At 70.0% G+C, this 24,762-nt stretch carries 26 protein-coding genes and 7 pseudogenes; 18 read left to right on the plus strand and 15 right to left on the minus strand.

Annotation, left to right across the window (positions count from 1 at the left end):
• Nucleotides 1–349: 349 nt before the first annotated feature.
• Entirely contained in the window at nt 350–808 is a 459-nt protein-coding gene (locus tag OG861_RS00475; RefSeq protein WP_329201680.1) for a MarR family winged helix-turn-helix transcriptional regulator, read from the minus strand.
• Nucleotides 809–924: 116 nt separating this feature from the next.
• Here OG861_RS00475 and OG861_RS00480 point away from each other — a divergent pair, with 116 nt between their 5' ends.
• From OG861_RS00480 to OG861_RS00495, 4 genes and pseudogenes are all read left to right on the plus strand, one after another.
• Complete coding sequence (locus OG861_RS00480; protein WP_329201679.1) at nt 925–1,344, plus strand: DUF1398 family protein; 420 nt, start codon at nt 925–927, stop codon at nt 1,342–1,344.
• Nucleotides 1,345–1,499: 155 nt separating this feature from the next.
• Complete coding sequence (locus OG861_RS00485; RefSeq protein WP_329201677.1) at nt 1,500–1,955, plus strand: DUF7134 domain-containing protein; 456 nt, start codon at nt 1,500–1,502, stop codon at nt 1,953–1,955.
• Nucleotides 1,956–1,964: 9 nt separating this feature from the next.
• The gene (locus OG861_RS00490; protein ID WP_329201675.1) at nt 1,965–2,681 is read left to right on the plus strand and encodes a sensor histidine kinase; all 717 of its coding nucleotides are present in this window, start codon (nt 1,965–1,967) and stop codon (nt 2,679–2,681) included.
• Nucleotides 2,678–3,347: pseudogene (locus OG861_RS00495) on the plus strand (response regulator). Before OG861_RS00490 ends, OG861_RS00495 begins: the two are co-directional and overlap by 4 nt.
• Here the strand turns inward: OG861_RS00495 and OG861_RS00500 are convergent.
• Nucleotides 3,339–3,582, minus strand: a pseudogene (locus tag OG861_RS00500) (MFS transporter); the annotation flags it as partial. The pseudogenes OG861_RS00495 and OG861_RS00500 overlap by 9 nt on opposite strands.
• A 273-nt stretch (nt 3,583–3,855) precedes the next feature.
• Between OG861_RS00500 and OG861_RS00505 the strand changes: the two are divergent.
• The 3 genes and pseudogenes from OG861_RS00505 (at nt 3,856) to OG861_RS00515 (ending at nt 5,359) form a co-directional block, all read left to right on the plus strand.
• The gene (locus tag OG861_RS00505; RefSeq protein ID WP_329201674.1) at nt 3,856–4,053 is read left to right on the plus strand and encodes a hypothetical protein; all 198 of its coding nucleotides are present in this window, start codon (nt 3,856–3,858) and stop codon (nt 4,051–4,053) included.
• 65 nt (nt 4,054–4,118) lie between these two features.
• A pseudogene (locus OG861_RS00510) lies at nt 4,119–4,246 on the plus strand (IS5/IS1182 family transposase); the annotation flags it as partial.
• A gap of 276 nt (nt 4,247–4,522) precedes the next feature.
• Nucleotides 4,523–5,359, plus strand: coding sequence for an MBL fold metallo-hydrolase (locus OG861_RS00515; RefSeq protein WP_329201672.1), 837 nt, complete (start codon nt 4,523–4,525; stop codon nt 5,357–5,359).
• Between the two features lie 212 nt (nt 5,360–5,571).
• Here the strand turns inward: OG861_RS00515 and OG861_RS00520 are convergent.
• A pseudogene (locus tag OG861_RS00520) lies at nt 5,572–5,892 on the minus strand (SDR family oxidoreductase); the annotation flags it as partial.
• Nucleotides 5,893–6,104: 212 nt separating this feature from the next.
• Here OG861_RS00520 and OG861_RS00525 point away from each other — a divergent pair.
• On the plus strand, nt 6,105–6,245 hold the full coding sequence (locus OG861_RS00525) for a hypothetical protein (RefSeq protein WP_329201670.1): 141 nt from the start codon (nt 6,105–6,107) through the stop codon (nt 6,243–6,245).
• Nucleotides 6,246–6,595: 350 nt separating this feature from the next.
• Here OG861_RS00525 and OG861_RS00530 read toward each other — a convergent pair whose 3' ends face one another.
• Nucleotides 6,596–7,102 (minus strand): RICIN domain-containing protein, encoded by a 507-nt coding sequence (locus tag OG861_RS00530; RefSeq protein WP_329201668.1) that lies wholly within the window; start codon nt 7,100–7,102, stop codon nt 6,596–6,598.
• A 290-nt stretch (nt 7,103–7,392) separates the two neighbouring features.
• Nucleotides 7,393–7,602, minus strand: a complete 210-nt coding sequence (locus OG861_RS00535; RefSeq protein ID WP_329201665.1) for a cold-shock protein — start codon at nt 7,600–7,602, stop codon at nt 7,393–7,395.
• Between the two features lie 651 nt (nt 7,603–8,253).
• Here OG861_RS00535 and OG861_RS00540 point away from each other — a divergent pair.
• Nucleotides 8,254–9,354 (plus strand): hypothetical protein, encoded by a 1,101-nt coding sequence (locus tag OG861_RS00540; protein ID WP_329201663.1) that lies wholly within the window; start codon nt 8,254–8,256, stop codon nt 9,352–9,354.
• Nucleotides 9,355–9,714: 360 nt separating this feature from the next.
• Here OG861_RS00540 and OG861_RS00545 read toward each other — a convergent pair whose 3' ends face one another.
• From OG861_RS00545 to OG861_RS00565, 5 genes are all read right to left on the minus strand, one after another.
• Entirely contained in the window at nt 9,715–10,182 is a 468-nt protein-coding gene (locus OG861_RS00545) for a lamin tail domain-containing protein (protein WP_329201661.1), read from the minus strand.
• Nucleotides 10,183–10,986: 804 nt separating this feature from the next.
• Entirely contained in the window at nt 10,987–11,811 is an 825-nt protein-coding gene (locus OG861_RS00550; protein ID WP_329201659.1) for a hypothetical protein, read from the minus strand.
• 26 nt (nt 11,812–11,837) lie between these two features.
• A complete protein-coding gene (locus OG861_RS00555) occupies nt 11,838–12,185 on the minus strand; it encodes a hypothetical protein (RefSeq protein ID WP_329201657.1) in 348 nt (115 codons plus the stop codon).
• Nucleotides 12,186–12,579: 394 nt separating this feature from the next.
• On the minus strand, nt 12,580–12,753 hold the full coding sequence (locus OG861_RS00560; protein ID WP_330260952.1) for a hypothetical protein: 174 nt from the start codon (nt 12,751–12,753) through the stop codon (nt 12,580–12,582).
• Nucleotides 12,754–12,962: 209 nt separating this feature from the next.
• Nucleotides 12,963–14,882 carry a hypothetical protein gene (locus OG861_RS00565; RefSeq protein WP_329201654.1) on the minus strand — a complete coding sequence of 640 codons (1,920 nt, stop codon included), beginning with the start codon at nt 14,880–14,882 and terminating at the stop codon, nt 12,963–12,965.
• Nucleotides 14,883–15,192: 310 nt separating this feature from the next.
• Here OG861_RS00565 and OG861_RS00570 point away from each other — a divergent pair, with 310 nt between their 5' ends.
• Entirely contained in the window at nt 15,193–15,360 is a 168-nt protein-coding gene (locus OG861_RS00570) for a hypothetical protein (protein WP_329201652.1), read from the plus strand.
• Between the two features lie 32 nt (nt 15,361–15,392).
• Entirely contained in the window at nt 15,393–15,902 is a 510-nt protein-coding gene (locus tag OG861_RS00575) for a GNAT family N-acetyltransferase (protein ID WP_329201650.1), read from the plus strand.
• 99 nt (nt 15,903–16,001) lie between these two features.
• On the opposite strand, the gene OG861_RS00580 is transcribed toward OG861_RS00575, so the two are convergent.
• Complete coding sequence (locus tag OG861_RS00580) at nt 16,002–16,268, minus strand: hypothetical protein (RefSeq protein ID WP_329201648.1); 267 nt, start codon at nt 16,266–16,268, stop codon at nt 16,002–16,004.
• Between the two features lie 148 nt (nt 16,269–16,416).
• Between OG861_RS00580 and OG861_RS00585 the strand changes: the two genes are divergently transcribed.
• Nucleotides 16,417–17,529: an ABC transporter substrate-binding protein gene (locus OG861_RS00585; protein WP_329201647.1), complete on the plus strand. Its 1,113-nt coding sequence runs from the start codon at nt 16,417–16,419 to the stop codon at nt 17,527–17,529.
• Between the two features lie 222 nt (nt 17,530–17,751).
• Here the strand turns inward: OG861_RS00585 and OG861_RS00590 are convergent.
• Together OG861_RS00590 and OG861_RS00595 are read right to left on the minus strand one after the other, a co-directional pair.
• A pseudogene (locus OG861_RS00590) lies at nt 17,752–18,155 on the minus strand (IS110 family transposase); the annotation flags it as partial.
• 436 nt (nt 18,156–18,591) lie between these two features.
• Nucleotides 18,592–18,815: pseudogene (locus tag OG861_RS00595) on the minus strand (Tn3 family transposase); the annotation flags it as partial.
• 374 nt (nt 18,816–19,189) lie between these two features.
• Between OG861_RS00595 and OG861_RS00600 the strand changes: the two are divergent.
• From OG861_RS00600 to OG861_RS00620, 5 genes are read left to right on the plus strand one after another with little or no spacing between them, the layout of a single operon-like run.
• Entirely contained in the window at nt 19,190–20,623 is a 1,434-nt protein-coding gene (locus tag OG861_RS00600; RefSeq protein WP_329201645.1) for a PP2C family protein-serine/threonine phosphatase, read from the plus strand.
• Nucleotides 20,620–20,991, plus strand: a complete 372-nt coding sequence (locus tag OG861_RS00605) for an STAS domain-containing protein (protein ID WP_329201643.1) — start codon at nt 20,620–20,622, stop codon at nt 20,989–20,991. The genes OG861_RS00600 and OG861_RS00605 overlap by 4 nt, the downstream gene beginning before the upstream one ends.
• Nucleotides 20,992–21,017: 26 nt before the next feature.
• Nucleotides 21,018–21,206: a hypothetical protein gene (locus tag OG861_RS00610; protein ID WP_329201640.1), complete on the plus strand. Its 189-nt coding sequence runs from the start codon at nt 21,018–21,020 to the stop codon at nt 21,204–21,206.
• Between the two features lie 42 nt (nt 21,207–21,248).
• Nucleotides 21,249–21,713 carry a DUF6228 family protein gene (locus OG861_RS00615; protein WP_329201638.1) on the plus strand — a complete coding sequence of 155 codons (465 nt, stop codon included), beginning with the start codon at nt 21,249–21,251 and terminating at the stop codon, nt 21,711–21,713.
• Nucleotides 21,670–22,176, plus strand: a complete 507-nt coding sequence (locus tag OG861_RS00620; protein ID WP_329201636.1) for a hypothetical protein — start codon at nt 21,670–21,672, stop codon at nt 22,174–22,176. Before OG861_RS00615 ends, OG861_RS00620 begins: the two co-directional genes overlap by 44 nt.
• 14 nt (nt 22,177–22,190) lie before the next feature.
• On the opposite strand, the pseudogene OG861_RS00625 reads toward OG861_RS00620, so the two are convergent.
• Nucleotides 22,191–22,576, minus strand: a pseudogene (locus tag OG861_RS00625) (helix-turn-helix domain-containing protein); the annotation flags it as partial.
• Between the two features lie 628 nt (nt 22,577–23,204).
• On the opposite strand from OG861_RS00625, the gene OG861_RS00630 reads away from it, so the two are divergent.
• A complete protein-coding gene (locus OG861_RS00630; protein WP_329201634.1) occupies nt 23,205–23,771 on the plus strand; it encodes a hypothetical protein in 567 nt (188 codons plus the stop codon).
• Between the two features lie 274 nt (nt 23,772–24,045).
• On the opposite strand, the gene OG861_RS00635 is transcribed toward OG861_RS00630, so the two are convergent.
• The gene (locus OG861_RS00635) at nt 24,046–24,249 is read right to left on the minus strand and encodes a hypothetical protein (protein WP_329201633.1); all 204 of its coding nucleotides are present in this window, start codon (nt 24,247–24,249) and stop codon (nt 24,046–24,048) included.
• Between the last annotated feature and the right edge of the window lie 513 nt (nt 24,250–24,762).

Below are 24,762 nucleotides of genomic sequence, written 5' to 3' on the forward strand. Positions count from 1 at the left end.
CATCGCCTCGGCAACTCAACGGAGGTGCTTGGACGGACGGATGTGCACCGCGGCCGGTGGCCCGGTGGCAGAGGCGGCGCCTCGGCTCGACGCGCTCACGGTCGCCATCGACGCACGGCCCGGCGCAGCTCCCACCTGGCCGCCGAGGTGCACCGTCCCCCCGCTGACTTCGGCAGGGCGCAACGCATCGCACGGGGCGCGGGCGAGGTGATGTTCGGCCTGCTCGGTGTGAAAGGGTGTCGCGGCGACAACCCGTCCCGCCGATCGGGCAGGGCTACCGCGGTCACGTAGCCCCGCCGCCGGTTCCTGGTCCACCAGGACGGGCTGCCCGATGCGGTGTCGTCCACTTTCACGCGTCGTCCTCGTGCACGCTCGCGGCATCCGTCCAGGCGTCGGTCTGCCGGGTCAGCCGTCGCAGCAGGGCGCGTACGGCTGCCAGGTCGCACTCCGTCAGACCCTCGCCCACCGCCTGGTGTGCGGTGGCTGCCCGGGCGGTGATGGCGTTCAGCACCCGCTGCCCGGCGCCTGTCAGGGCGAGCAAAGGTGAGGTGCGGTGATCCGGGTTGTCCCGGAACTGCGCGAGACCATCGCGGACGAGCTCGTTGGCGATGCGCTGCACGCCCTGGCGGGCGACCCCGAGACGGCGCGCGGCTCGCGCCACCGGCAGGGGTTCCTCGCTGACCACGCTCATCAACTGCCAGCGGGCCTGTGTCTGACCCTCTGTTCCCGCCAGGGCCTCCCCCGCTCGGCGCAGTGCACCTGCGGCCTCATAGACGTCGGCCACGAGGAGTGCGAGTTCCTCCGCCATGCCTTGGTTCCACCTCCCATCCGACAACGTGTTGTCAATTCAGCATCATGATGTCATATTCAGTGGGTCACCTCCAAGGAGTACGCACTCCTCACCGAAACCATCAGGGAGACACCATGACCAGCGATGCGATCAGCCGCCTGCACGCCGCCATGGAACGCGGGGCGGCCGCCCGCCCCAAGGTCGGCGGCTTTCCCTATCTCGCCGAAAGCCTGCGCCAGGCCGGCGTGACCCATTGCCGCATGGCCGTCCCGTCCAACGCCTTCCTGTACCTGACCCGGCACGGCGACATCGTGGTCCAGGGCGAGCCGCTGGTCACCGGCTTCACGCTCGCACCGCAGTTCGATGAGGCGGCCGTAATCGCAGCGCTGCGTGCGGATCAAGCCGGTGAGACGACGTTCCACGAGTTCGTCCGCGGCTGCTGGAATGCGGGGATCGTCTGGTATGACGTCGACACTGCTACCCGCACCTGCACCTACTACGGCGCCAACGGCGACTCGTACACCGAGGACTACCCCTCCGTCACCCTCCCCTGAGGCGCAGAAAGGGGGCGGGGAGCTGGAGAGCAAGGCTGCGGTGATCCGGCCACGAACGCCCGCACTGCGGGAACAGACCGCGAACAGCGACCCCGCCACGGTCGCGCACCCCCCGGACCGGCCGGGCGGGGCGGCCCGCGCAGAAAGCGGGAACGATGGGCACGCGCGTCGAGCGCCTGGACTGGACGCGCAACGACGCACTGGTTGCGGTGGGAGCGGCGGCCAGTGACCTCACCGGCTTCTCCCTCAGCGCCCAGGCGGACGCTACCCCCTTCACGGTCGTCACCGCACTCCCGCTGGTCCTCGCCGCGCTGACCCTGCTCTTCCGCCGCCGCCACCCGGTCCTGGTGCTCACCGCCGTGCTCGCCCTTGGCCTGGTGGCGAACGTGATCACCCCGGCCTCGCCGCACTTCGGCCTCGCCCTGACCGTCGCCCTCTACACCGTGGCCCGCCGCTGTCGGCCCGCCGTGGTCGCCGTCGCGTCCCTGGCCACCGTGCCGCTGGTCGCCGTGGGCCTGGGCGGCGTCCTGCTCCCCACTACCCGGAACCTGGCCGCCAACGCGGTCGCATGCGCCCTGGTCGTCGGCGCCGCGATCGTCATCAACCGCTGACAGCGCGAGGTGGACGCCAACCGGCTGCCACTGGCCGACCGGGCGGTGGCCCAGGAGCGGCGCCGGATAGCCCGAGAGCTCCACGACATCGTCGCCCACCACATCACCACCATGCAGCTGATGGCCGGCGGCGCCCGCGCCAACTTGGCGCACGACCCCGACGCGGCCCGCGAGGCCCTGGTCATCCTGGAGGACTCCGGCCGGATGGCCCTCGGCGGAATGCGCCAGCTCCTCGACGTCCTGCGGGCCGGCGAGGAGACGGAAACGGGGCCGCCCGCCCCGCAGCCCGGGACCGCCGACCTCCACCGGATCGTCACCGAGTCCCGGCTGGCCGGCATGGACACCGAGTTCACCGTGCACGGCGCCGCCCGCCCGCTCCCGCCCACCGTCGCGCTGACGGTGTTCCGGGTGGTGCAGGAGTCCCTGACCAACGCCCGCAAGCACGCCGGGAACGCCGGCGCCCGGGTCCGGCTGACGTACCTTCCGCAGGAGGTCGCCGTCGAGGTGTGCGACGACGGCCCCGGCGACGGGCCGCCGCGTCGCTCGACCGCATGGCACCCGGGTCGCGGCGGGTACGGTCTGATCGGGATGCGCGAACACGTCGCCCTGCATGGCGGCACCCTGGAAGCCGCCCCACGCAAGGGCGGCGGCTTCCGCGTCGCGGCCCGCCTCCCGGCCGCCGCCGGAGCCCCGGACGGGACACGAGGAGAGGACCATCACCGATGATCCGCGTACTGATCGCCGACGACCAGCCCCTGGTGCGGCGCGGCCTGAGCCTGATCCTGGCGCCCCACCCGGACATCGAGGTCGTCGGCGAGGCCGGCGACGGAGCCGAGGCGGTGACGCTGGCCCAGGAGCTCCACCCCGACGTGGTGGCCATGGACATCCGCATGCCGGTCATGGACGGGGTCCGCGCCACCGGTGAACTGGCTCTCGTCCGGCCCGGCTGCCGCGTCCTGGCGTTGAGCACCTTCGACATGGACGAATACGTGGTCGCCGCCCTGCGCGCCGGCGCCTACGGCTTCCTGTCCAAGGACGTCTCGCCCGAGGAGCTGATCGCCGCCGTCCGCACCGTCCACACCGCACCGGGGAGGCCGCCGTCGCCCCGAGGCTCCTGACCCGGCTGATCTCCACCTACGTACGGACCGCGGCGCGCGAACCCCGGCCCGCCCCCGCCGCCCCGCCGGACTCACCCCGCGCGAGCTGGAGATCTGGCGGCTGCTCGCCTCCGGACTCGACAACACCGAGATCGCCGCGGAACTGGACATCAGCGTCTCCACCGTCAAGAACCACATCACTGGCGTCTTCGGCAAGCTGCGCGTCCGCGACCGGGCGCAGGCGGTCATCGCGGCGTACGAGTCGGGTCTGGTCAACGCCGAACGCAGGAGCTGACCTGCCGGCGATCGTCGAGCGGCCCAGGGCGATCAGCATGTCGCCCGCGCCCGCCGCCGCCAGGCACACCACACCAGCCAACCGTTCCCGGACCAGCCCGCCGCGGCGATGGCCAGAACCCACGCGGCCGCCCCGAATACCAGCAGCAGCCCGTGCCGGCGCACCGCGACACCCAGCCACTGGTCAGCCCCAGCGCCCATTCGGCACCGAGCTCGTCCACGAGGAAGGCGAACAACAGGGTCTCTCAGGCGCTGCGAGGCCCTTTGGCGGCAGTCCCGACACCCTCTACAACCACATCCGAGGACTCCGCGCCGGCCGCATCCCGGGACAGCTCACCGCTATCTGACCGCTCCCGCTACTGGTCGTTCCGATCCTCCCCGGAGGCCTGGTGGGCGCATCATCGTGTTCCGCCCGAAGCGGAGGGCTGCGTGCAGCCGACGCCGAGGCTTGGGAAGCGCTGACAGAGCCATTCCACCACTTCCGACGTGCCACAGCCTCGTGGGGAACGATGCCCGCCCCGGACCGAGACACCGACAGCCTTTGCGACGGCTGGTTCGAGAAGAGCAGCAACGAGGGGTTCAAGGCCGACCTCATCGCGTTCGACGTCCCCGAAGGAGGGGCCCCGGTCCGGATCGGGCGTACTCGGACCGGCACCGTGGCCTCGATCATCGTGCCAGGCCAAATGGCCACGACCCCTCTGGCCTGAGCTTGGCGTTCAGTAGCCGTTGCCGCATTGTGAGGTTCGCTTGGCGGTCGAACGAGGGTTCCCGGTCCCGGGCACCGGTCGAACGAGGCATGGCACGACTGAAATCCTGGCAGATCTTCCGTAGATCCCGCATCAGCCCCAACCGCATGACCTCATCGCCAAAGCCGTACTCACCCTGGAGCGGCATCGCTGAAAACGCTCAATAAGGCCTCGCACCATGACCGACCCCTCCACCGCCCCAGGAGGGCCGGCCGGCGCACACCCGATGCCCTGTCACTCGCCCCGGCGTGACTGCCTGCCTCCGGTTGGCCACCCTGCGCGTCACAGTTGGCCACAGGGCAGTTTCGTTCTCTCGGCGGTCGTTCTGGCCCTGGTGCCGTGGCCGGATGCGGTGCCAGCGGGGACGGACCGATGATGGAGGGGTAGGCCGCGACACAATCACCGTCCTGGGGGGACATGGAGATGTGACATGCCGGTGCACAAGGTCCGCCCGGACATCAGCGTCCTGAACGACAGCATTGAAGTGCCGGGGATCGGGTACCTCCCGGTGAACGCCTTCGTACTGCTCGCCTCGCAGCCGGTCGTCATCGACACCGGACTCGGGCTGCCGGACCGGAATTTCTTGGAGGTGGTCGGTTCCGTGCTGGATCCGGCCGATGTGCGATGGATCTGGCTGACGCACCCGGATCGTGATCACACGGGTGGGATCTTCGACCTGCTGGCCGCGGCGCCCGAGGCGCGTGTCGTGACCACGTTCCTGTCTGCCGGGTTTCTGTCCTGTGAGCGGCCGCTGCCGCTCGATCGTCTGTATCTGCTCAATCCGGGCCAGACACTGGATGTCGGCGACCGTACCCTCACGGGGTTCAGGCCGCCACTGTTCGACAACCCGGCCACAGTCGGCCTCTTCGACGACCGGTCAGGGGTCTGCTTCAGCTCTGACTGCTTCGGTGGGCCGATGTCCAGTGTCGAACTGGCATACGCCGATGACGTCGGTGCGGTCGGCGTGGAGGAGTTGCGGGCCGCGCAGTTGCTGTGGGCCACGGTCGACAGTCCGTGGGTGCACAACGTGGATGTCCACAAGTTCCTCGCCACCTTCCGGTCGCTGCGGGACAGGGACCCTGAGCTCGTCCTTTCCGCACATCTACCGCCGGCCCCGGGGATCACCAGGTCGATGATCGACACGCTGGGCTCTGCAGCCGGGGAATCGGCGTTCGTGGGGCCGGACCAGGCGGCACTGGAGCAAATACTGGCGGGGTTCGATCCGACCGATGTCGGGCACCAGCCTGCGCCCGGTAGCCCGGGATGACTCCGGCATCGCCTGGCCCTCCGCGTGGGGTCTTGGCGGCGGCATGCGGGTCTGTTGAGCCCCGGCGCTATGGCCAGCTGTGACGCTCAGAATGACCCTGAGGTGCTATCGAACCCGGTGTGACTGAGCGCGATGCTGGCGGCGCACGACAACTGCAATGCTTCCCGGGCGTCAGCGGGAACTGCTGTGCGGGCGATGGCACGTGTGGGCTGTTACGCGGCGGTGTAGCCGCCGTCGACGGGGAGGGCGATGCCGGTGATGTAGCTGGCGCCGTCGCTGCACAGCCACAGGACGGCTTGGGCGATCTCGTCGGCGGTGCCCAGCCGGTCGATGGCCTGGCCGGCTTCGGCCTGGCTGCGGTCGGGTTCTCCGCCATCGACCATCGGGGTGGTGCCGGGGCAGACGGCGTTGAATCGGACGCCGCGGGAGCCGTATTCGAGGGCGGCGCTCTTGGTCAGACCGATGACGCCGTGCTTGGTGGCGTGGTAGGCGGCGCGGCCAGAATTGCCGACGAGGCCGCCGAGGCTGGAACACCGGTGCGGTTCCAGAGCGGACCCTGCGGGTCCAAACAGGCCGCATTTGCGCTTCTCCCCACAAAAGCTCTCAATCCAGCCTCGCACCCCCAGCGGCCTCTCCACCGCCCCAGGAGGGCCGGCCGGGCGCACACCGACATCCAACGCCGCCCCCTGCAGCCGGCCGCCCGCGCACGGCTGTGACGGCGAAGGCAGTGGGGCGTTGTTGTGGCATGGACGAAGACTTCGTCGATGGCGCGGGCGAGACCCGGCTCAAGCTGCTCACCGAGGACGAGGCCAGAGCGGTCATGATGCTCCTGGGTGCCACGGCCGCGTCCAGACGCAGGCGCACGTACCGGATCGGATGCCGGTAGACGCCGCCCCGCTCAACGGATGTGTACAACATGATCTCCGCGACGAGATCTGGCTGAACGCGGGTGGTGTCGAGGCGCGGGTGCCCCACGCCGAGGTGAACCTCGTGCCGGTCCAGGCATGGCCGGGGCCGGCCGGGGTCAGGTGCTCGGCGAGCTGGAGGGCGGCACCGGGCCGCAGCGGGACCGTGCGGCCGACGGGGCGGAGGCGGCCGGTCAGGTCGTGACGGGCCGAGGATGAGGAGTTGGGGGGTGGGTGAGGGTGCCGGTGATCGAGCCTTCTCACTGGCCGTGTGAGTGGCAGGCGGGGCCGGGGAGCCCGGGGAATGCCCTGGGCTCCCCTGGGGGTTGCGTCAGCCGAGGCGGAAGTGCTGGTTGGCTCCTTCGACGCAGTCCCACTGGACGAGCGCGGCGTCGTTCTGTGTGCTCACGCCGGCCACGGACAGGCATTTGCCGCTGTGCCGGGCCTCGATGGAGAAGTAGCCGCTGTCCTTCTGGACCAGCCGCCACTCCTGATTCGTGGCGTTCACGCAGTCCCACTGAACCACCGTGGCGTTGTTCTGGACGCTCGCGCCGCTGACCGACAGGCACTTGCCGCTGTTCACGGCGGCCACCGTGTAGTAGCCGGCAGTGGTAGCCACCAGCTTCCACTGCTGATTCGGAGCGTCCAGGCAGTCCCACTGCACCGCGGCCGCGCCATTGGCGGTGCCGGCACCCGCTACCGATACGCACTTCTGGCTGTTGCGGGCCACCAGCTGGGCGGTGAACGTGGCGCCGAACGCGGTGGGAGCCTGCACGAAGGCGAGCAGACCCGCAGCCACGAAGGTGGTCGTGGTCGCTGTCAGGCGGGGGAACTTCACGGTGCCTCCAGGAAGCAGAACGAACTGACAGTCACCAGTGGTAGCGACTCCGGCTACATAACGTAAGAAGTCAAGTCCATACGACACCTGAACGTATGAAATGCGGACGGAACCGGATTAGTCAGCCCGATCCCCCAGCCGTGGGCGAAGGATCGATCCTCCAGGACGTAGGCAGCTTCGATCCGGGCCGACCAGTCTCCGGTGAAAACGCGCCACCTTTGGTGCGACGGGACACTCACCGCAGGTGTGGTCGGGTAACCGGATCACAGGGCGCGGTTCAGGCGGGGTCTTTAGATGACCTGCACCTCCTCCGCCTGCATGCCCTTCTGCCCGCGGGTAGCGATGAAGGAGACCTGCTGGCCCTCCTTCAGGGACTTGAATCCGTCCGACTGGATGGCCTTGAAGTGCACGAAGAGGTCATCGCCACTCTGCGGCGTGATGAAGCCGAAGCCCTTCTCGTCGTTGAACCACTTCACGGTTCCGGTCTGCCGCTCGCTCATGTCCACCCCAGGGGAATCTTGACGGCCTCGTGCCGTCAGACTGATCTTGGTGCGCAAGCGTGGAGTGCAAACGCAGTTGTCGCTAAGAGCGAACATCGGCAGATCCCGCAGGACGATCGCCATATGGGTGAGAAGCAATCGGGCCGAGCACTGGCGGCCCAACTGAACTGCTCACAGCCATCGAGTCGAAGTTGGTACGAAGGCCGTCGCGGGTCCGGGCGGGCGGCGGGGCGTTCCAGAAGTGAGGCGGAGGCGCACGTACCGAATCGGATGCCGGTAGACGCCGCCGCGGTCGATGGAGGTGTCGGCGCTGATTTCCGCGACGAGGTCGGGCCGGACGAGGGTGGTGGTCGAGGACATCGCGGGTGCCCCATGCCGAGGAGTGCTTCGCACCGGTCCGTGGATGGCCGGGGCCGGCCGGGGTGGGGTGCTCAGCTCGCGCGCGGCGCGGCGCGGGGCGCAGCGGGATGGTGTGGCCGACGGGGCGGAGCCGGCCGTATGACTTCACCAGGGATGGGAGTTCCGTCGGGCGCTGAGGTGACGTGAGAGGTCCCGGGTCGTTGTGCAGTCATGATCAAAAATATGCTCGGAGCGGCTGTCCTCGTAAGCGCGGCCGCGGTGAGCGGTACTCAGGCCGTTCAGGCTCAACCCGTGGACGTCCACAGCGTGCAGCACACCAAGCGGTGGGAGCAGCCCGGACAGTGGGACTGGGTGGTGCCGCAGGGAGTCCGTGAGATCACTGTGTATTCCTGGGGCGCCGGCGGGGGCGGCGGCGGTGGCGGTGGAACAGGAGGTGCGGGCGGTGGCGGCGGAGGCGGGAACGGGGGAAGCTCGAACGCCGTGGGGACGGCCGGCGGTGGTGGCGGGGGCGGCGGCGGCAGTGCGGGTGGCGGCGGAGGCGCCGGCGCGAGCAGCGGCTCCTTCGTCCAGTGCCGGCTGTCTGTGTCGCCGGGGGAGAAGCTGCGGATCTTCGTCGGGGGCGGCGGGGCAAGCGGTGCGGGCGGATCCGGCGGGGCGGAGGGTACGTACGGAAAGGGTGGGAACAGCACGTTCGGCGGTGGAACCGACGGCACTGGTGGCACGGCAGGCGGCCCGGGACAGGCAGGAGGCCGCGCCTCGGGCTCGGGCATCGACGTCCGTGACGCGAGCAACAAGTTCCTGGAGTCGGTCGCGGGCGCGCCCGGAGGGATCGGCGGTGAGGCGGGGCGGCCCGGCAGCCCCGGCTCGGGCGGTGGGGGCGGCTACAACGGCACCGTCGCCGGCGGGGCCGGTGGCAAGGGTGGAGCCGGCGGCAAGGAAGGCGGCGCCGGCGGAACCGGCGTCGGAGGCAACCCACCCTCGGTAGAGCCCTGCGGCAAGTACGGCAAGAAGATCACAGCAGTCGACGGCAAGCCCGGGCAGCCCGGCGCCGCCGGCCTGCCCGGCAGCAGCGGGACCGACGGTGCCCACAACGAGAAGGGAGGCGTCAGCCGGCCCGGAAAGCACGGACAGGGCGGTCACTTCGGCGCCCTCGGCCCAGGCGGCGCCCCGGCCGAGGCAGGGGGCATGTCCTACGGCGCCGGCGGGAACGGCGGCGCAGGCGCGTACGGACACGAGGGCGGTGACGGCGGCCAGGGAGGCGAATGGGATCCCAACGTCGGCAACGCCAAGGGCGAGAAGTGGATCGGCCTGGACGGAAGGACCGGACTCACGGGCACCAAGGGCGGCGCAGGCGCCAAGGGCGGTGACGGAGCAGTCGTCATCACCTGGTGACACCCCCCGCGCCCGGGCTGGTCCTCACCAGCCCGGGCCCGGCCACCGAACTCCCGCAGCCCGCCAGAGGCGAGCGCCCGCCAAGGCCTGCGCCACGGTGAGATCCGCTCCAGTGAGGCGGCCGGGACGTTCCTGGAAGATGGCGAGAGTGCCGATGACGCGGCCGCGCAGGCGCAGGGGAAACACGTCCATGGCCGTTCGCCCTCCAACACGGTCAGGGCCCCTGCCTGGACTGCTACAGGAGCGGACAGGCCCGTACCGGCATCGACCTCACCGACCCGGTGATCATCGGGCCCTGGGGGCGATTCGCCTCCCTGGCCGTCCGGACGGGCTTCACGGCCGCCCACACCCGGACACCGGTCACTGGTGGCGTCGGCCCCAGGACTCGGTGTCGACCGTGCGGCCGCGGTCATCGCGCAGCGTGGCGGTGTCGCCGTGGTTGTCCCAGATGTAGTCGCGGCGGTTTTGGAACAGGTCGGTGCGGGTGTCGTGGCCGGTGCCGGTGTGGATATGGATGGTGGCGCGGCCGTTGATGCGGACGTTGTCGAAGCGGTAGCGGTTGCCGTCCTCATCGCGCAGGGTCCAGCCGCGGAGGTTGACGGCGTCGCGGGTGGTGTTGGTGATCTCCACCCACTCCGCGTTGAGGGACCGGTTGGAGCGGTCGTCGCGTCCGGGGCTGTCGGCCTGGACCCGGCTGATCTCCACCCGCGAATGCCGGCCGTGATCACGGTCCTGAGCGGTCGCCGGCAGCGCGGCAGCCCCCACCAAGGCCCCGGCGGCCAGAACGGTCGCGGCGATACGACGGACGGAGGAAGAAGCAGAAGACATGGGTGACGCTCCCTCAACGACAGTGCCCCACCTACCGAAGCAGGCGGCAGACACCGGTGCGGACTCCCGGCCCGGAGTGAGCCGGGAGCCACACTCGCGACCCCGCACCCGCCCAGGCGCAGCACGCCGTGAAGGCGGTTACCGGACACAGACAATCCCGTCACCTACTCCTACATACCCCATACACACCTGTTCAGCGTGGCCCTGACATGCGCTGCCCCCACGCTCACCCGCCCCACAAACGGCACCCAGCGACAACGCGCTCCGGCGTACCACCAGGCGCATCCCTGACCCCTCTCACCCACCCGGAGTAGTTGATCGGGTAACAACCGTTCTGCGCAGTTCTTCGCACGCCACCCATAGCTCGCATGTCACTTCGACCGCTCCACGGAAAGTGAGCCAGAACGTGAGACCTGGAAACGCCTGCCGGTGCGGCGGCCTCTGCAGTTGGGCGACAGAGGTTGCGACAGCTGTGACGCTACGTGGACGTCGGTCCTCGGTGTCCGGCTGTCGTCGCTGGGGTGGCGGCGCTGTTCAGGCAGTGGTCGAGGAGCGCGTGCATGCGGGGGACGGGCAGCGATGGGTTGGCGGCAGCGCCCTCCGCGGTGCGGGGGTCGGCGAGGAGGGTCCCCAGGGTCTCCGGTGCCAGGCTCGGGTTGGCGGCGGCTGCCCGGCACACCGACTCATCAGGGTCTTCCAACGGGGGTTCGGACAGGCCGGGGTCGGCTGCGGCCAGGGCGCGTACCTCGGGTTCCGGGTGGTCGATGAGGTGGGTCAGGCCGGTGCGGGGGAACGCGGACAGGGTCAGCAGGTGCGGTCGGTGGGCCGGGCGGGTAACGAAGACGTCCAGAAGGAGGTGTGGCGGAGCCAGGGGGTGGCGGCAGGCCAGCCGGATCCGTACCTCCTCGTCTTGTCCCGCGCGAGAGTTTCGACAAGTTCCGCGGGCAGGCTGGGCCAGCTCGCCGCAACCTGGCGGAGTACCGGTTCCTCGGACGCCGCGCAGGCGGCGAACCAGTCGGGCGACGGCTCGTCGGCCGGCTCGGTGATCGGGCAGGTGCAGTCCGGGCCGTGCCCGATGACCGCGTGGATGGCCCAGTACTCGGCCCAGGTGCGGGGGAAGGGGTGGAGGCGCGCGCGCATCCGCACGTCCTCGTCCGGGTCCTCCCTCAGCTCCGCCACCAGGTCCGGTCCCAGGTCGGGCCGGGCGGCGACCAACGCGCGGACCTCCGCCTCGGGGTGGCGGGCGAGCCGGGCGACGGCATAGGCCGGGGTGTGGCGGTTCCAGGCCAGGGGGTACGCCTTGTCCTCGGCGAAGCACTCCTCGACGAGCGCGGGGGACAGGGCGCACGTGCCGAGCACGAACGGCTTGCCGTGCGAGCCGATGGACGGCAGCGTGGCCTCCACCGCCTCCGGGTCCAGCTCCCAACGGCTCCCCTGCGCCGCTTCCCGTACCGCGGGATCCGGGTCGTCGAGCAGGGCCTTCCGCTGCTCGGGGGTGAGCGACTGCCAGCTCCAGGTGGCGCGTACGCGGAGCTCGGGGTGCTCGTGCCCGGCCATGGAGCGGTGGAATGACAGCGGGATCTGCCGGGAGGAGCTGAGCTCCTGGATGATTTCGTTCTCGGTGAGCATGCCGTCCTCGCCCCCGTCCTGGGCGGTCAGGAGGGTGACGAGGATGCCGTCCGGCAGTGGTCGGACCCGTCGGGGCCGGGGGCGGGGGCCGAGCCGACGGCGAGCCGATAGCGGACGATCCCGGACGGATCCGTGGCCAAGGGGGCGAGTCGCGCGGGGTCGACGTGCCGGTTGAGGGCGAGCGCGCCGCGGATCTTGCCGGCTGGGTGGCGGAGCGCTGCGTCGACAACGGCGTCGGGCAGGTCGCGGCCCTCGCACATCAGCGGGCCCACCTCACCGGCGGCTCGATCCATCAGGCGTATCAGTACGTCGGAGGGCGCCGCCGGGTTGAAGGCGACGCCGCGCAGCCACGGTTCACGGAGAGAGTCGGACACCGCGTCATCCTGCCACCTCGCCGCGCCCGGATCGGGCCACGTGGTGAGAACGTCGTCGGCGCCCCTTGGCGGGTTCGTCTGTGGGCTTCGGTCCAGGCGGCGAAGTCAAGCGATCGGGTGTTGCTGAAACTCGGCTACATCGTCTTCCTCGTGCCCGGGGGCGTTCTCGCCCCCGGGCAACAAACGCTCTCGCTACCGACCAACAAAGCCACGCCCTAGATCGAGGGCACTTTGCCCCTCCGTTTTCGATCTGGTCGCGCGCCTGCTGTTCACCTTCGATGAGACGGACCAGCGATGGGACGGACCAGCACCTGTCCATCTTCGGTGAATTAGCCGGCCCCCTTCGCACGGGTGACGCTCGGGGCGGCCGGCCCGCCCGCGAGGGCGGCCGGGATCAGGGGCCGGGGTAGTAGACACGCACTGCGCGTTCCGCGACGGCAACACGGCCGTTGTCCAGGATCATCGTGCGGGTGGCGCCGTAGCGGTAGCGCAGATCGGTGATCGCGACCAGACGACCACTGGTCAGGACCCGGTCCGCCAACCGTAGTTCGGTGGGCGGCATGTCCACCGGCACCCGCCCGGCACGCGTCCGCTATTCGGGTCCGGCCGGCCGGGCGTCGAGCTGCTCGCAGTCGACGGTGCGGGCGATCCACTGGAACCCGGAGGCGTCCACCAGCCGCACCTCCAGCGCAGAGGGGGCCAGCTCGAGCCGCCCGGGCGGAGGTGCGCCGGAGTTCAGAGTCAGACCGCCACGGCCGCCCGGCGGGGTGGCGGTGTTCAGCGCCGGGCTGCCACGGCTGCCGCGGTCGCGGCCAGGATGCGGTGCAGGACGGGGACCGGGATCGCCGGATTGGTGATCGCCTCGCATGCCGTGTCGCGGTCGTGCAGCAGTCCGGCAAGGACGCGGGCTGGCAGCCGCGGATTGCGCATCGCGGTCCCGCGGACGTGGGCTGCTGGGTCGTTCAGCAGCCGCACCGCGTCGGCCGGTGACAGCCGGGTGTCCTCGGCCGCGCGGCGGCGCACCTCGGCTTCTGGGTCGCGGGCGAGGCGTGCGACGTCCGCAGGCATGGACTCTGGATCGTCCAGGGCCAGGCGGCGCATCCGCCCATCGGGGTCGCCGGCAAAGCGCAGCAGCCCCGTACGGGGGAAGTTGGGGTGGCTGCGGGGGCGGTCGGGGTGAGTGAAGCTGCCGTCCCACCAGCGCCAGACCTCTAGCAGCATCTCGGCCGGGGCGTCATCGCAGGATTCGGCGAGGAACAGGCGGACCGTCCGGTCCTCGTCCCGGGCCAGACGCTCCACGACGTCCGGTGGAAGATGCCGGGCGCGGGCCACGCTTCGGCGGATGAGCGGATGGGACGACACGGCGAGGCGGCGCATCGCGTCGGCGTCACCGTGCAGGCCCTCGATCCAGGGCAGAGTGCGCGACATCGACGTCGGGTCGAAGTCGTAGCGCACCGCGGCACGCTGCTCCTCGTTGAGGTCGGGCCGCAGTGCCACCGCCGAGCGGATGTCGTCGTGTGGGTCCTCTGCCAGGACGGCGACGCGGTGGGCACTGAGCGCCGGGTTGGCGGCCAGTGCTCGGCGTACCTTCGGGTCCCCGTCCCGGACCAGCTCCGCCTCCAGCTCGGGCGAGAGACGGCACTGTTCGAGGGCGCGCCGGGGCTCGGGCAGCGTGGCAAAGACTTTGCGAGGCATGGGGACGCTGGTGTGGTGGGCGAGCAGCGCCGCCGTACGCACCGTGTCGTCGGTATCGGCCAGCAGTCGCGCCCGCAGCGGCGCTGCGAGGTCTTCCCACCGGGCGCAGGCAGTCGCCCGCACCCGGGGATCGGCGTCGGCCGCGAGGCTGGGGAGGTGGTGTGCGGGGAGCCCCGGGAGTTCGGCGGCCTGAGCGCGGGACGGGCCGGCGAGGAGGTCGTCGTACAGGTCGCCGGGGAGTTCGACGCCCCAGGCGCAGGCGTGCTCGGCCCAGAGCACTCGTCGGCTCGGCGACGGTTCGGCGCGGACCAGGCGTACCCACTGATCGGACGTGAGCTTGGGCCGGAAGGTGTCCGCGGGCCTCGAGCGCACCTGCGGATCGGGATGCGCCACGGCGGCGTCGAGTACGGCGGTCCGGTCGCAGCCGTGCAGGAAGCCCGCCTCCACATCCAGCAGCCGGATCAGCAGCTCGTCCGGCGCGGCCGGATTGGACCCGATCCCCTCGGCCCAGTGCAAAGGCCATGTGGGCTGGCCGGGCACCGCCGACCACACCTCGGCGCGCTCGACCTCCGTCTCTAGCCCGGCAGCTGCGGCGGCCTCCTCCAGCCGCTCCGGCAGTCGGTCGAGGGCCGTCACCCGAGGCCCGTCCGCGCCGGGCACCTCCGCCAGCAGCACCTGCCCGTCGAGGGAGAGCGCCACGAACCCGGGGTCGCCTGTCAGCCCCGGCACACCGCCGCCGGCGTAGCGGACCCGGGTCCACCAGGAGTCGTTGCCGCCGATCCGATGTCCGAGGACGGCCACCAGGAACTCCCCGTCGGCACCTGCAAGGCGGCGCCACCACTCGGTGTCGAGCGCTTCCCGGACCGTGCCGTCCGGCGCTGCGATTCCCCGCGCGATCCGCCAGCCGGCCTCCGGCGGGAACAGACTGCCTGGGCGCACGTCCTCGACAACCGTGAGTCCGGCGCATGGGAGCAGTTCGTTGAGTTCCTCTCGGTGTTGCACTTGGTCATGATCCCCGCCGGCTCGTGGTGGGACAAGGCTGTAGCCCAGGCGCAACCGTCCCTCACCCGCGTGCACGTCATTGGCTGCGATGCCGTTCGGCCCCGCCCGGGCGGCTCGTGGCTTCGTAGGTGAGTACGGAGAGCGAATGTTGATGGGGCCTGGCATCGGTTCTTGATCGAGATGTCCAGAAATGTTGACGAGAAGTGGCAGCACCGCAGAAGGCTCGGCTCTGGCGTGTCGGCACCGATGGCCATACTTCTGCTGTGAACCTGAGACCGGAGTTGACGCCCCCGTCCGTGAGTCGGCAGCGGTGGACGAGCTGTGCGGCGAGGTGGAGCGGATCGCTGACCTGCTGGATGCCCGCCCGGAGGCGGCGGGCGAGGCGATCACGGCCTTCAACACGACGACCGGTCACGACTACGACGCTCTCGACTTCGCGGAGTACGACGGCAGCAGGAGTCTGGCGCCGCCACTATGACGTCTGGATCCAAGGACAAGGGAGCAATACAGATGCTGCTACGTGATGTTGAGTACGGTGACGTCGACGCCTACGTCCGGATGCGATGCGACCCGGTCATGATGGCCGAGCTGGGCGGCCCGCTGCCTCGCGAAGGCATGGAGGCGAAGGTCCAACGTGATGTTCAACGAGTGGCAGCGGACACCGACTGGACAAAGATGATCGTGCCCGATGAGGCCGAGCTGGACGTGGTCGCGGGAACCGTGACCTTGTGGCCCCACGACGCAGACGGCGAGCGCATCTCCGAGATCGGCTGGATGGTGCTGCCGGAGTACCAGGGACAGGGACTCGGAAAGCAGGGCGTCCGCAAGCTGCTTGAGCTGGCCCGCGACGACGGCCGGTGGGGGTTGATACACGCATTCCCCGCAACAACCAACGCCCCGTCCAACGGCATCTGCCGCACGCTCGGCTTCCAATTCCTGGGCAAGCAAGACGTGCCCTTCGCCGGTCGAGTCCTGCAAACCAACCACTGGGCTATCGACCCTCGCACCGACCTGACCTGATACAGGACCGCAGCACGCCGGCGACCCGAGCGAAACTGCGGGGGCGGGAAACTGCGGGGGCGGGAGGCATTCATAGAGTTCCAATACCCGAGCACACCATTAGCGGTCTTCGCCGAAGACATCGTCCAGCACTACCAGCAGTTCCTGAACCACCGACGAAGCCAGCGCCCAGAGGGCGAATACTTCGATGTCACGCCGAAGGAATGGGCGCAGTTCGAGGAGCACTTCGACAAGCACAAGGTCGAACTCGGGAACTGCGGCGGGCCATACGGATCGCCCTGCCAGCACGAACACGCCTGCATCCGATGCCCCATGCTGCAGGTCAACCCGAAGAAGCTGCCCAGGCTCGCGGAAAGTCGGTTGCATATCGGCGATGGTGGTGGATCAAATGGCCGGCGTGAGCACCCGGGACGCGCCCGACCCGGCGAGACGTGACGAACGCGAACCGCCGGCCCCGACCGGCGCGCGATCCGGGCGGACCGTGACCGCATCGTCCCCAGGGAGACGCCAGCCGATGAATACGCCACCATCGCCGTCCGGAGCGGAGCACACAGACGGGTCCTCCGTCGGCCTGGGCGCTCTCGTACCGCTGACGCGGCCCGGCTGGGTCGAGGCGGGCCGACACCTGCTCGCAGGACTCGAGCTGGCCGCTCGTGAGGTCAACGATGCTGGCGGGATCGACGGCAGACCACTGGAGTTGGTGGTCCGGGATACCGCGGCGGATCCGGAGCGGGCCGCGGCGGCCGTGGAGGAATTGGCCGGCCTGGGCGTGGCCGCTGTGGCGGGCGAGTACCACAGCGTCGTCGCCCGCGCAGCCGCCGCCCGCGCCGACGCCCTCGGCGTGCCGTTCCTCTGCTCGTCCGCGGTGCTCGACGCGCTCACCGAGGAGCCGACGGAGTGGGTCGCGCGCCTGGCCCCGGCCCAGTCCCACGGCTGGGAGATCTACGCGGACTTCCTCCTCGGCGCGGGCCGGCGTCGGATCGCCGTGGCGACCCAGCCGAGCGTTTACTGGGCCTCAGGGACCCGCGTCCTGCGGGACCACCTCGTTGCGCGCGGCGGCACCGTCGTCGAGCTCGACACGACCGCGCTCACCCCCGAGGCCCTGTGCGATGTACTCGTCGGCCACGGCGCGACGGCGCTCCTTCTGCTGGTGGGCCATCCGGAACCGGCGGTGCCGATCGTCAGGGCCGTCCGGGGCGACCGGCGGCTCGCGGAGATCCTGATCGGCGCTCCGGCCGGACAACCGGAGTTCGCCGAATGGGCCGTGTTGCTGGGCGAGGACGGCGCCGGGATCCCGTTCCTGCGCTACCTGCCCGAGCGCCTCGGTCCGCTCGGGCAACGCGTCGGGAACGAGCTCCGCGAGCGCCTGGGCGAAGCGCCCTCCTTCGTCGCCTTCGAGGGCTGGGACACCGTCGCCGTCCTCGCCGAGGTGTTGCGTTCCCACGGCACGGACCGGGCGGCCATCGCCGCGTCGTGGCCGCGCGTGGTGGTCGAGGGTACCCGCGGGCCGGTCCGGTTCTCCCGCACGCCGGGCATCAGCGTGTGGCAATGGGCTTGGACACCAATCCAAGTCGTTGACCGGGACCCGGCGGAACCCGATCGTTTTCGTATCCTCCACGTCGGCTGAGAAAACATGGAAGACCGACTGCCCAGATCTGTCCGAACTTGAGGCTGTCTACGTGCCCACGCAGGCTCTCAGCTTCGCGGCCGGAGCCACGAACGCATCCTCGGACTATCGCGCGGCAATCGTCGTGAGGGCGTGTTCCAACCGTGCTGGTCACAGCCATTGATGGCCGCGACCAGCACGGTCGCCTCGTAGCGGACGGCGATGTTGATGCCCCTATGGATGTCAACAGAGGGATCCCGCGGCTCCGGTCTGGCCCGCCGGAGGGATTGCCGGGACGATCAGTCGGTAGATCTCTCGTGCGGCGTAGCGCTTGAGACAACTGATGATCTCCCGGCGTGTCTTGCCCTCGGCCAGACGTCGTTGCAGGTAGGCGCGGGTGCGATCGTCCCAGCGCAGGCGGCTGAGGGTGATTCGGTAGAGGGTGACGTTTGCCTGACTCTCGCCCCGCGGTTCAGCCGGCGGCGCTGTGTCTTCCGGGAAGACGCTTCGACCGGGCTGGTGCCGCATAGGGCCGCGAAGGAGGCCTAGCTGGCGAGTCGCTCAGGGTTGTCGCCGGCCGCGACGAGCAGGGCAGCGGCGCTGTCCGGGCCGACGCCGCGAACTTCCAGCAGACCTGGCGTACTGCTGTCGGCCTGCACCCGGCTGATCTCCACCCGCGAATGCCGGCCGTGGTCACTATCCTGTGCGGTTTCTCCGACATGGTGTTCGGCCTGCTCTCGATGCTCGGCCATGACTTCTCGCCCCCCTGCTGACCCTGTCCGACATCCTGTGGCGCGTGCAGCATCTGGCCCTGCACCGCGCTGGCGGTGGGCCGACCACCGACCTTGCCGCGGGCGGGTGGCGGTCGCGGGTGCCGATCAAGGTTGTTCCGGCGACGACGTGCAGGCGATGAGCCCCTTCGCGCCCCGCTTCGGCCGAACGCGAAGGGGCTTGACCCCTCACCGGCTACCACTCCGCCCGCACCGCCAGGCCCTGAGGGTCTGGATCCGGCCCTGTGTTGCCCTTCTTGGCGTGCGGGCGAATGGTCGGGTGGGGAGGGGGCGGTGCCCGGTCGGGGTGGCCGGTGGCGGCCATCTCCGGCTTCACCCCGCCGTCCAGGTTCAGCAGGGTGTCCAGGATGAACAGCGAGTCGCGCGGGGCACCCGGCACGACCATCTGCCCGATGCCCGCGAGCTGGCTATTTGCGGCATTTATCCATGTAATGCCCTTTTTGAAGTGGTAGTACTTCGTCGACGGGTTGGCGCTGATGGCCGCTTGGGGACCACGAACCGCAGCCCGTCCACCGATCGCCGCCGACGCCTGGGGGGTGTACTTCCGCGACGGCGGCCGCCTCGCCCGCGGCCTGAAGGTGGAGTTCACCGACGTCCAGGAGATCCGGATCGACCTCTGGCCGGCGGGCCCTCCTAGGGCGCCACCCAACTGTGCCTGAGGGGGGCGCAAGGGCCGCCCTTGGCCGTACGAGCGGCTCCCGGCCATCAGCCGTTCCTGGTGCCGCGTGCGGGGACGGAGCGAGGGCTGGCACATGTCCGCCAAGCGGGTCGTCTACCCGCCGGACATGCAGGCACGGTTACTCGCAATCGGTTTTCGTGACGTTGGGAGGCTGGTCTAGGCTGCCGAGGTCGTCGTCCACCGAGGCCGGCGCGGCCAGGAGAGACAGACGATGCCGCAAGCGGAACACGCGACCAGCCCGGCGGGCAAGCCGGACCGGCAGACGCTCAGCGCCGTGGAAGAAGCGGCCCGGATGGACGCGGTGCGCCGGTACGACATCCTCGACACCCCTCCGGACGGCGCGTTCGACCGCGTCGCGGCGATGGCGGCCCGGCTGTTCAAAGTGCCGGTGGCGAGCGTGACGATCGTGGACGAGGACCGGATCTGGTTCAAGGCCGCCCACGGCTTGGAAGGCGTCAGCGAGATCAGCCGGGAGCCGGGCCTGTGCGGCTCGGCGATCCTCGCCGACGACACACTGGTGATCCCGGACACACTCACCGACCCCGTCGCCTTCGACAACGGCCTGGTCACCGGGCCGATGGGCGTCCGCTTCTACGCCGCCGCGCCGATCATCACCGGCGACGGACACCGGCTGGGCACCGTCAACATCCTCGACACCAAGCCCCGCCTTATCACCGAGGACGACACCGCCACCCTCGCGGACCTGGCCGCGATCGTGCTCGACGAGCTGGAGATGCGCCTGGCGGCGCTGAACGCCCTGCGCGCCGAGCAGGAGCGGCGCATCGAGCAGGAGGAGGCCCGGCAGCGCGCGGACCAGGACAAGAACGCCATCCAGGCGTTCGCCTCCACCCTCCAGCGCACCCTGCTGCCGCCGGCACTGCCGGTGGTACCGGGCCTGGAGCTGGCCTGCCACTACGCCACCGCCTCCCCGCAGAACGTGGGCGGCGACTTCTACGACGTCTTCCCCCTCGGCGGGAAGAGGTGGGCGTTCTTCCTCGGAGACGTGTGCGGCAAGGGCCCAGAAGCCGCCGCCCTGACCTCCCTGACCCGCTACACCCTGCGCGCCGCAGCCCTGATCGACCCCGACCCCGATGTCGTCCTCACCTCGCTGAACACGGCGCTGCTCCTCGACCCGGCTGTCGGCACCCGGTTTTGCACCGCCGTCTTCGGCGTCCTCGAACCGCACGAGAGGGAAGGGTTCACGGTCACGGTGGCCACCGGTGGGCACCCCCCGGCCTACCACCTGCGCGCCTCCGGAGCGGTAGAAGCGGTGCAGCCCAAGGGAGGCATGCTCATCGGCGCGCTCGCTGGCGCGCACTTCGCCTCCCTCACCGTTCACCTCGCCCCGGGCGAAGGACTGCTCCTCTACACCGACGGGCTGACCGAGGCCCGCACCCTGGGGGGAGACATGGTCGGAGAAGAGGGGCTGACCCGTTTCCTCGCCGCGCGCACCGGGCCTGTCAGTGCGGCGGCGGTCATAGGGGACACCGTCGACCTCATCGACGCCATGCCCCATGGTGCCGGTGACGACGTCGCCCTGCTGGCCCTGTCCGTCCCCCTCGCCGACGCCGCGGACGGCCTCACCGCGACCGCTACCGCCCACACCGTCGCCCCTGCCGGCGAGACGTCGGAGAGCCGACCGTGACCGATTTCACCCTCACCGCACAGCACACCGAAGGCGACCTCGCCCTGGCCCACGTCGCCGGGGAACTCGACATGGCCACTGCCCCCCGCCTGCGCGCCCAGGCACTGGCTCTGATCGAACAAGGCCACCAGCACCTGATCCTGGACCTCGAAGCCGTCACCTTCTGCGACTCCTCCGGCTTCAACGCGCTGGTCGGCATCTATCGCTGCGCCAAGGCAGCCGAGGGCACCCTGGTTCTTGCCGCCGTCCCCGACCGCCTTGAGCGGCTACTGGACCTCACCGGCCTGAGCGCCTTGCTGCCCGCCCACCCCACCGCGGCCCACGCCCTTGTCGCGCACACCCGCAGCCAGGACACGTCCCCCGCGTAACCTCCCGCGGGCACCGTCCCGAGTGTGTGCCGCGTCGGATCAACGGCAGCGACCTGTTCGTCGCCAGCACCTTGTGGGCCTCGCGTTCCAGCCGTACGGGGCCTGCGGCACCAGCCGATCCCAGGCTCGTCGCCGCAGCCCTCGGCATGGACCCCGAAGGCGTCATGATCTACCTCGCCGACCATGTCGATGTAGGACGCCTCCCCGAGGCGTAATCTCCGCGACGGGTGGCTCTTCCGTGATCTACCGTTCAACCGATGCGCACCCACGACTCCGACCTCGACACGCCGACCGTCGTGACCGTCCGCTGCCGGAACAACCACTCCGTCAGCGTGAGGCTCCGCGACCCTTCCCGGCCTGACGGGGACCGCGTGCAATACGCCGTCGAGGCGTCCGCGCCAGGGCTGACCGCTCGCGTTGACCCGGTGGTCGCCTGGAACTGGGGCACCGACCTGGCGCCCTTCCTGGAGGGGCTGGCGGCCGACTTCCGCGGTTGGGACGGGCAGCGGGACTGGCAGACCAACGACCACGATCTCACCATCAGCGCGGTCTTCCGCTCCGGCGGTCACGTCAGGCTGACCTGGACTCTTCGCCCATGGAGAAGTGCAGCCGGCGGCTGGGAGGCATCCGTCACGACGTGGCTCGACGCTGGCGAGCAGATGTCTGCACTCGCGGTCGATGTCCGACGCTTCCTCACACAGCAGGACGGCAGCCGTCGCTGACCTTCAACTCGTCTGGACTCTCAAGGGACACGGGTGGGCCGACTGCAGCATCGATGACGGGCAAACCGACACCGAAGTCACAGCCTCGTACATCACCAGCGCCCCCGAGGACCTCCTGACGGCGATCGCCCGGCTGATTGGTGGTGAGGCCCAGACGCGTGCCCAGTTTGAGGCAGAGCCCACCGCTTTCCGGTGGATCTTCTACCGTGCGGGCAACGACGTGTGGATCCGCCTCCTTCAGCTACCGGACGGCGCCAAACACGACAACGCCGGGACCGAGATCTGGTCGACCCAGCAAAGCGTCGACGCTGTGGCGGGAGCAGTGATCCGCTGCTTCGACGAACTCGCCAAGAAGTACGGTGAGAGCGGATACCACGGCAAGTGGGGCGAACACTTCCCCCGCACCGAACTCGAAGCCCTGAGATCGTTCTGGCGCACACACCGGTCCGACCCGGCAGTCTGAACCCCCGAACCCGCGACCTGCACGTTCACTCCGTGGCGCCGGTGTTTGTGGGAGTAGTTGGCCCGGCCGTCGCCGACCCGGTCGCACTCGGCGAGGGTGCGTCGAGCAGGATGAAGTCGGGATCGCGCTCGCGCAGCGTCTTGAGCAGGCCCGGTGCTCGTTCGGCGAGCAGGTCGACGACCGCGCGGGTGTAGGCGTGGGCGGTGGACTCGCTGATCCCGAACCCGGCGGCGATCTTCGCCAGAGTGGTGTGGCTTCGCAGGTACACCAGTGCCACCATCGCCCGCTGGGACGGACGGAGCTTGCAGCGCCGGTCGCCCTCACGAGTGACAACCAGCATGGAACTGACCCACTCCACGAGCGCATGAGGCAGGTCAAGTGCGGCAGGATGGATGACCAACGAGGCTCCCGAGCAACGTGATTGAGACGTCAGACATCTCGATCAACAGCTCGGGGGCCTCGTTCGTTGCGCTTCACGACCACCACCCGATCGGTGGCCAACTCGAAGAAGCTCATTGCTCGCCGTCTTGGCCCTCTGGACGCTGGCCGCCACCGCCCTGGGTCTTCTGCTCGCCCGCCACATCCACCGCACGCCCGTAACCACGGACTGCGCGGAGGCAGGACATCACGGTGACGTAGCCACAAGCGTCACAGGAAGCCGATGAACTTCAGGCAGTCTGCTGTGAGCCTCTCCCTTCCTCAAGCGCGGTGTCCGGGCCTTCCACCGGCCGCGCGGCCTTCAGGAGAAGAGAAGAGCAGTCGCCGGCTGATCCGCGCAATCACCGCCGCCAGCGCGAACATCACCGGCGCGCTCCCGACCCTCTCATCACCGTTCTGGACACCGGCGTGCTGCCCGCCGAGCTGACCGAGATGGCCCTGTACTGCCGGGCCAAGGCCCGCAAGGACCTCAGCGAGAGCGCCACCGCCCGCGCCGGGATGCAGCAGGTCGCCGACGCAAACGGCCGCATCGCGCCCAAGGGCCGCCGTACCTGGCCAACCTGGCCCGGGCCGGCAACTTCCCCACCGCCTTGGCCGCCGTCCCCACCCTGGGCTGGAAGAACCGCTACCACCGCGCCCTCGGCGACATCCGCTGGTCCCACGCCGACACCACGGCCGCCGTCGCCGCCTTCGAAGCCTGCCGCGCGGAAGCCGAGCAGCACGGCGCTGCCGGCGAACGCGCCATCATGCAGGTCCGCCTCGCCCTCGCCGTCTCCTTCGCCGACCCCGACCGCGCCGACGACGAGCTCGCCCTCGCCCACCAGCTCCTAGACGGCCTAGACCAGCGCTCCAACACACTCCTTGCCCAGGTCGTCGCCCTGATCAAGGACGCCGGAACCAGCGACGTCACCGACCGCGCCCAGAGCCTGAACGCCGAGAGCGAGGCCGCAGGGCTTCCCTTCCTCCACCGGTTCGTGGAACTCGCCCTCGCCTTCCACAACGCCGTCCGCGGCAAGGACCAGCACCTCGCAGCCACCATCGACCGGCTGCGCGCTGACCGCCACCGGCGACTTCGCCTACTTCACCGACATCGCTCACTTCGTGGGCGCCCTGCCCCTGCCGGAGACGTGGACCACCTGCTGGACCAGGAGCGATGACGACGTCCGCTCTGAGTGCCGCGGCCTCGACCAGTCCCGGCAGAAACACCTGCGCGCCGGCAACTGACCCTGGACGAACGATGGCCCCGACCAACTAGGACCGCGAGCTGGTCGACACCGCCGCGCCCGACAGAAGCCACCGGCTTCACGTAGGTGAAGGCGAGCCGTTCACCTGGCCGAGATGACTTGGCCGTCGAACCTCACAGGTGCGTCCGGTCAGGACCGTTCCCGCCCCGGGCGCCGCCCGTCAGGGCCTTTACGAGTTGGTCGTGGGTCATGGTGGAGCGGCCGGGGACGTGCGCGGCCGCGCCTTCTTGTAAAGCTCTGCCTTCGTCAGGGACTGGAGGGACTCGGCGTTTGAGGTGACCCGCTTCTTCGCCGGCTCGGCCGTCTCCTTCTGGCGGCGGCTCGTGGTGGCCTTCTCGCGGGTGTCATTGGGGCTGCGGGCCCGTTCGACGCCGGCGCGCAGGGCTTCCATGAGGTCAACGGCGCCTGTGCCTTCGCCGGGGGGCTCGGACTTCTCGACGTTCTCACCGGTCTTCTTCGCGTCGATGAGGGCGGCGACCTTCTCCTGGAAGGTGTCGCTGAAGGAGTCGGGGTCCCCAGTCGATGGCCAGGGCGTTGATCAGTTGCTCGGCCATCTTCATCTCCTTCTCGGAAACCTTCACTGCGCCGGGCAGGTCCGGGATCTCTTGGCGGGGGTCTCGGATCTCGTCCGCCCAGTGAAGGATGTGGAGGGTCAGGATGCCGAGCGCCTCGTCCGCCTGGAGCTGCGACGAGGTACTCGTGGCCGCGCATGACGAAGGTGGCGACGCCAGCCCGGTTGGCTTCGGCGATGGCTGTCAGCAGCAGCGCGTAGACGTTGCCGGACTCTCTGCGCCGGGGCCGAGGTAGTACGTCTTGTCGAAGAAGATCGGATCGACCGCGGCCAGGTCGACGAGCCGTCCCGCCACGGCAGGGAGCGGCGGCTCAGGTCGTGGCCGCTGGATAC

Source organism: Streptomyces sp. NBC_00539, assembly GCF_036346105.1.
Taxonomy (GTDB): domain Bacteria; phylum Actinomycetota; class Actinomycetes; order Streptomycetales; family Streptomycetaceae; genus Streptomyces.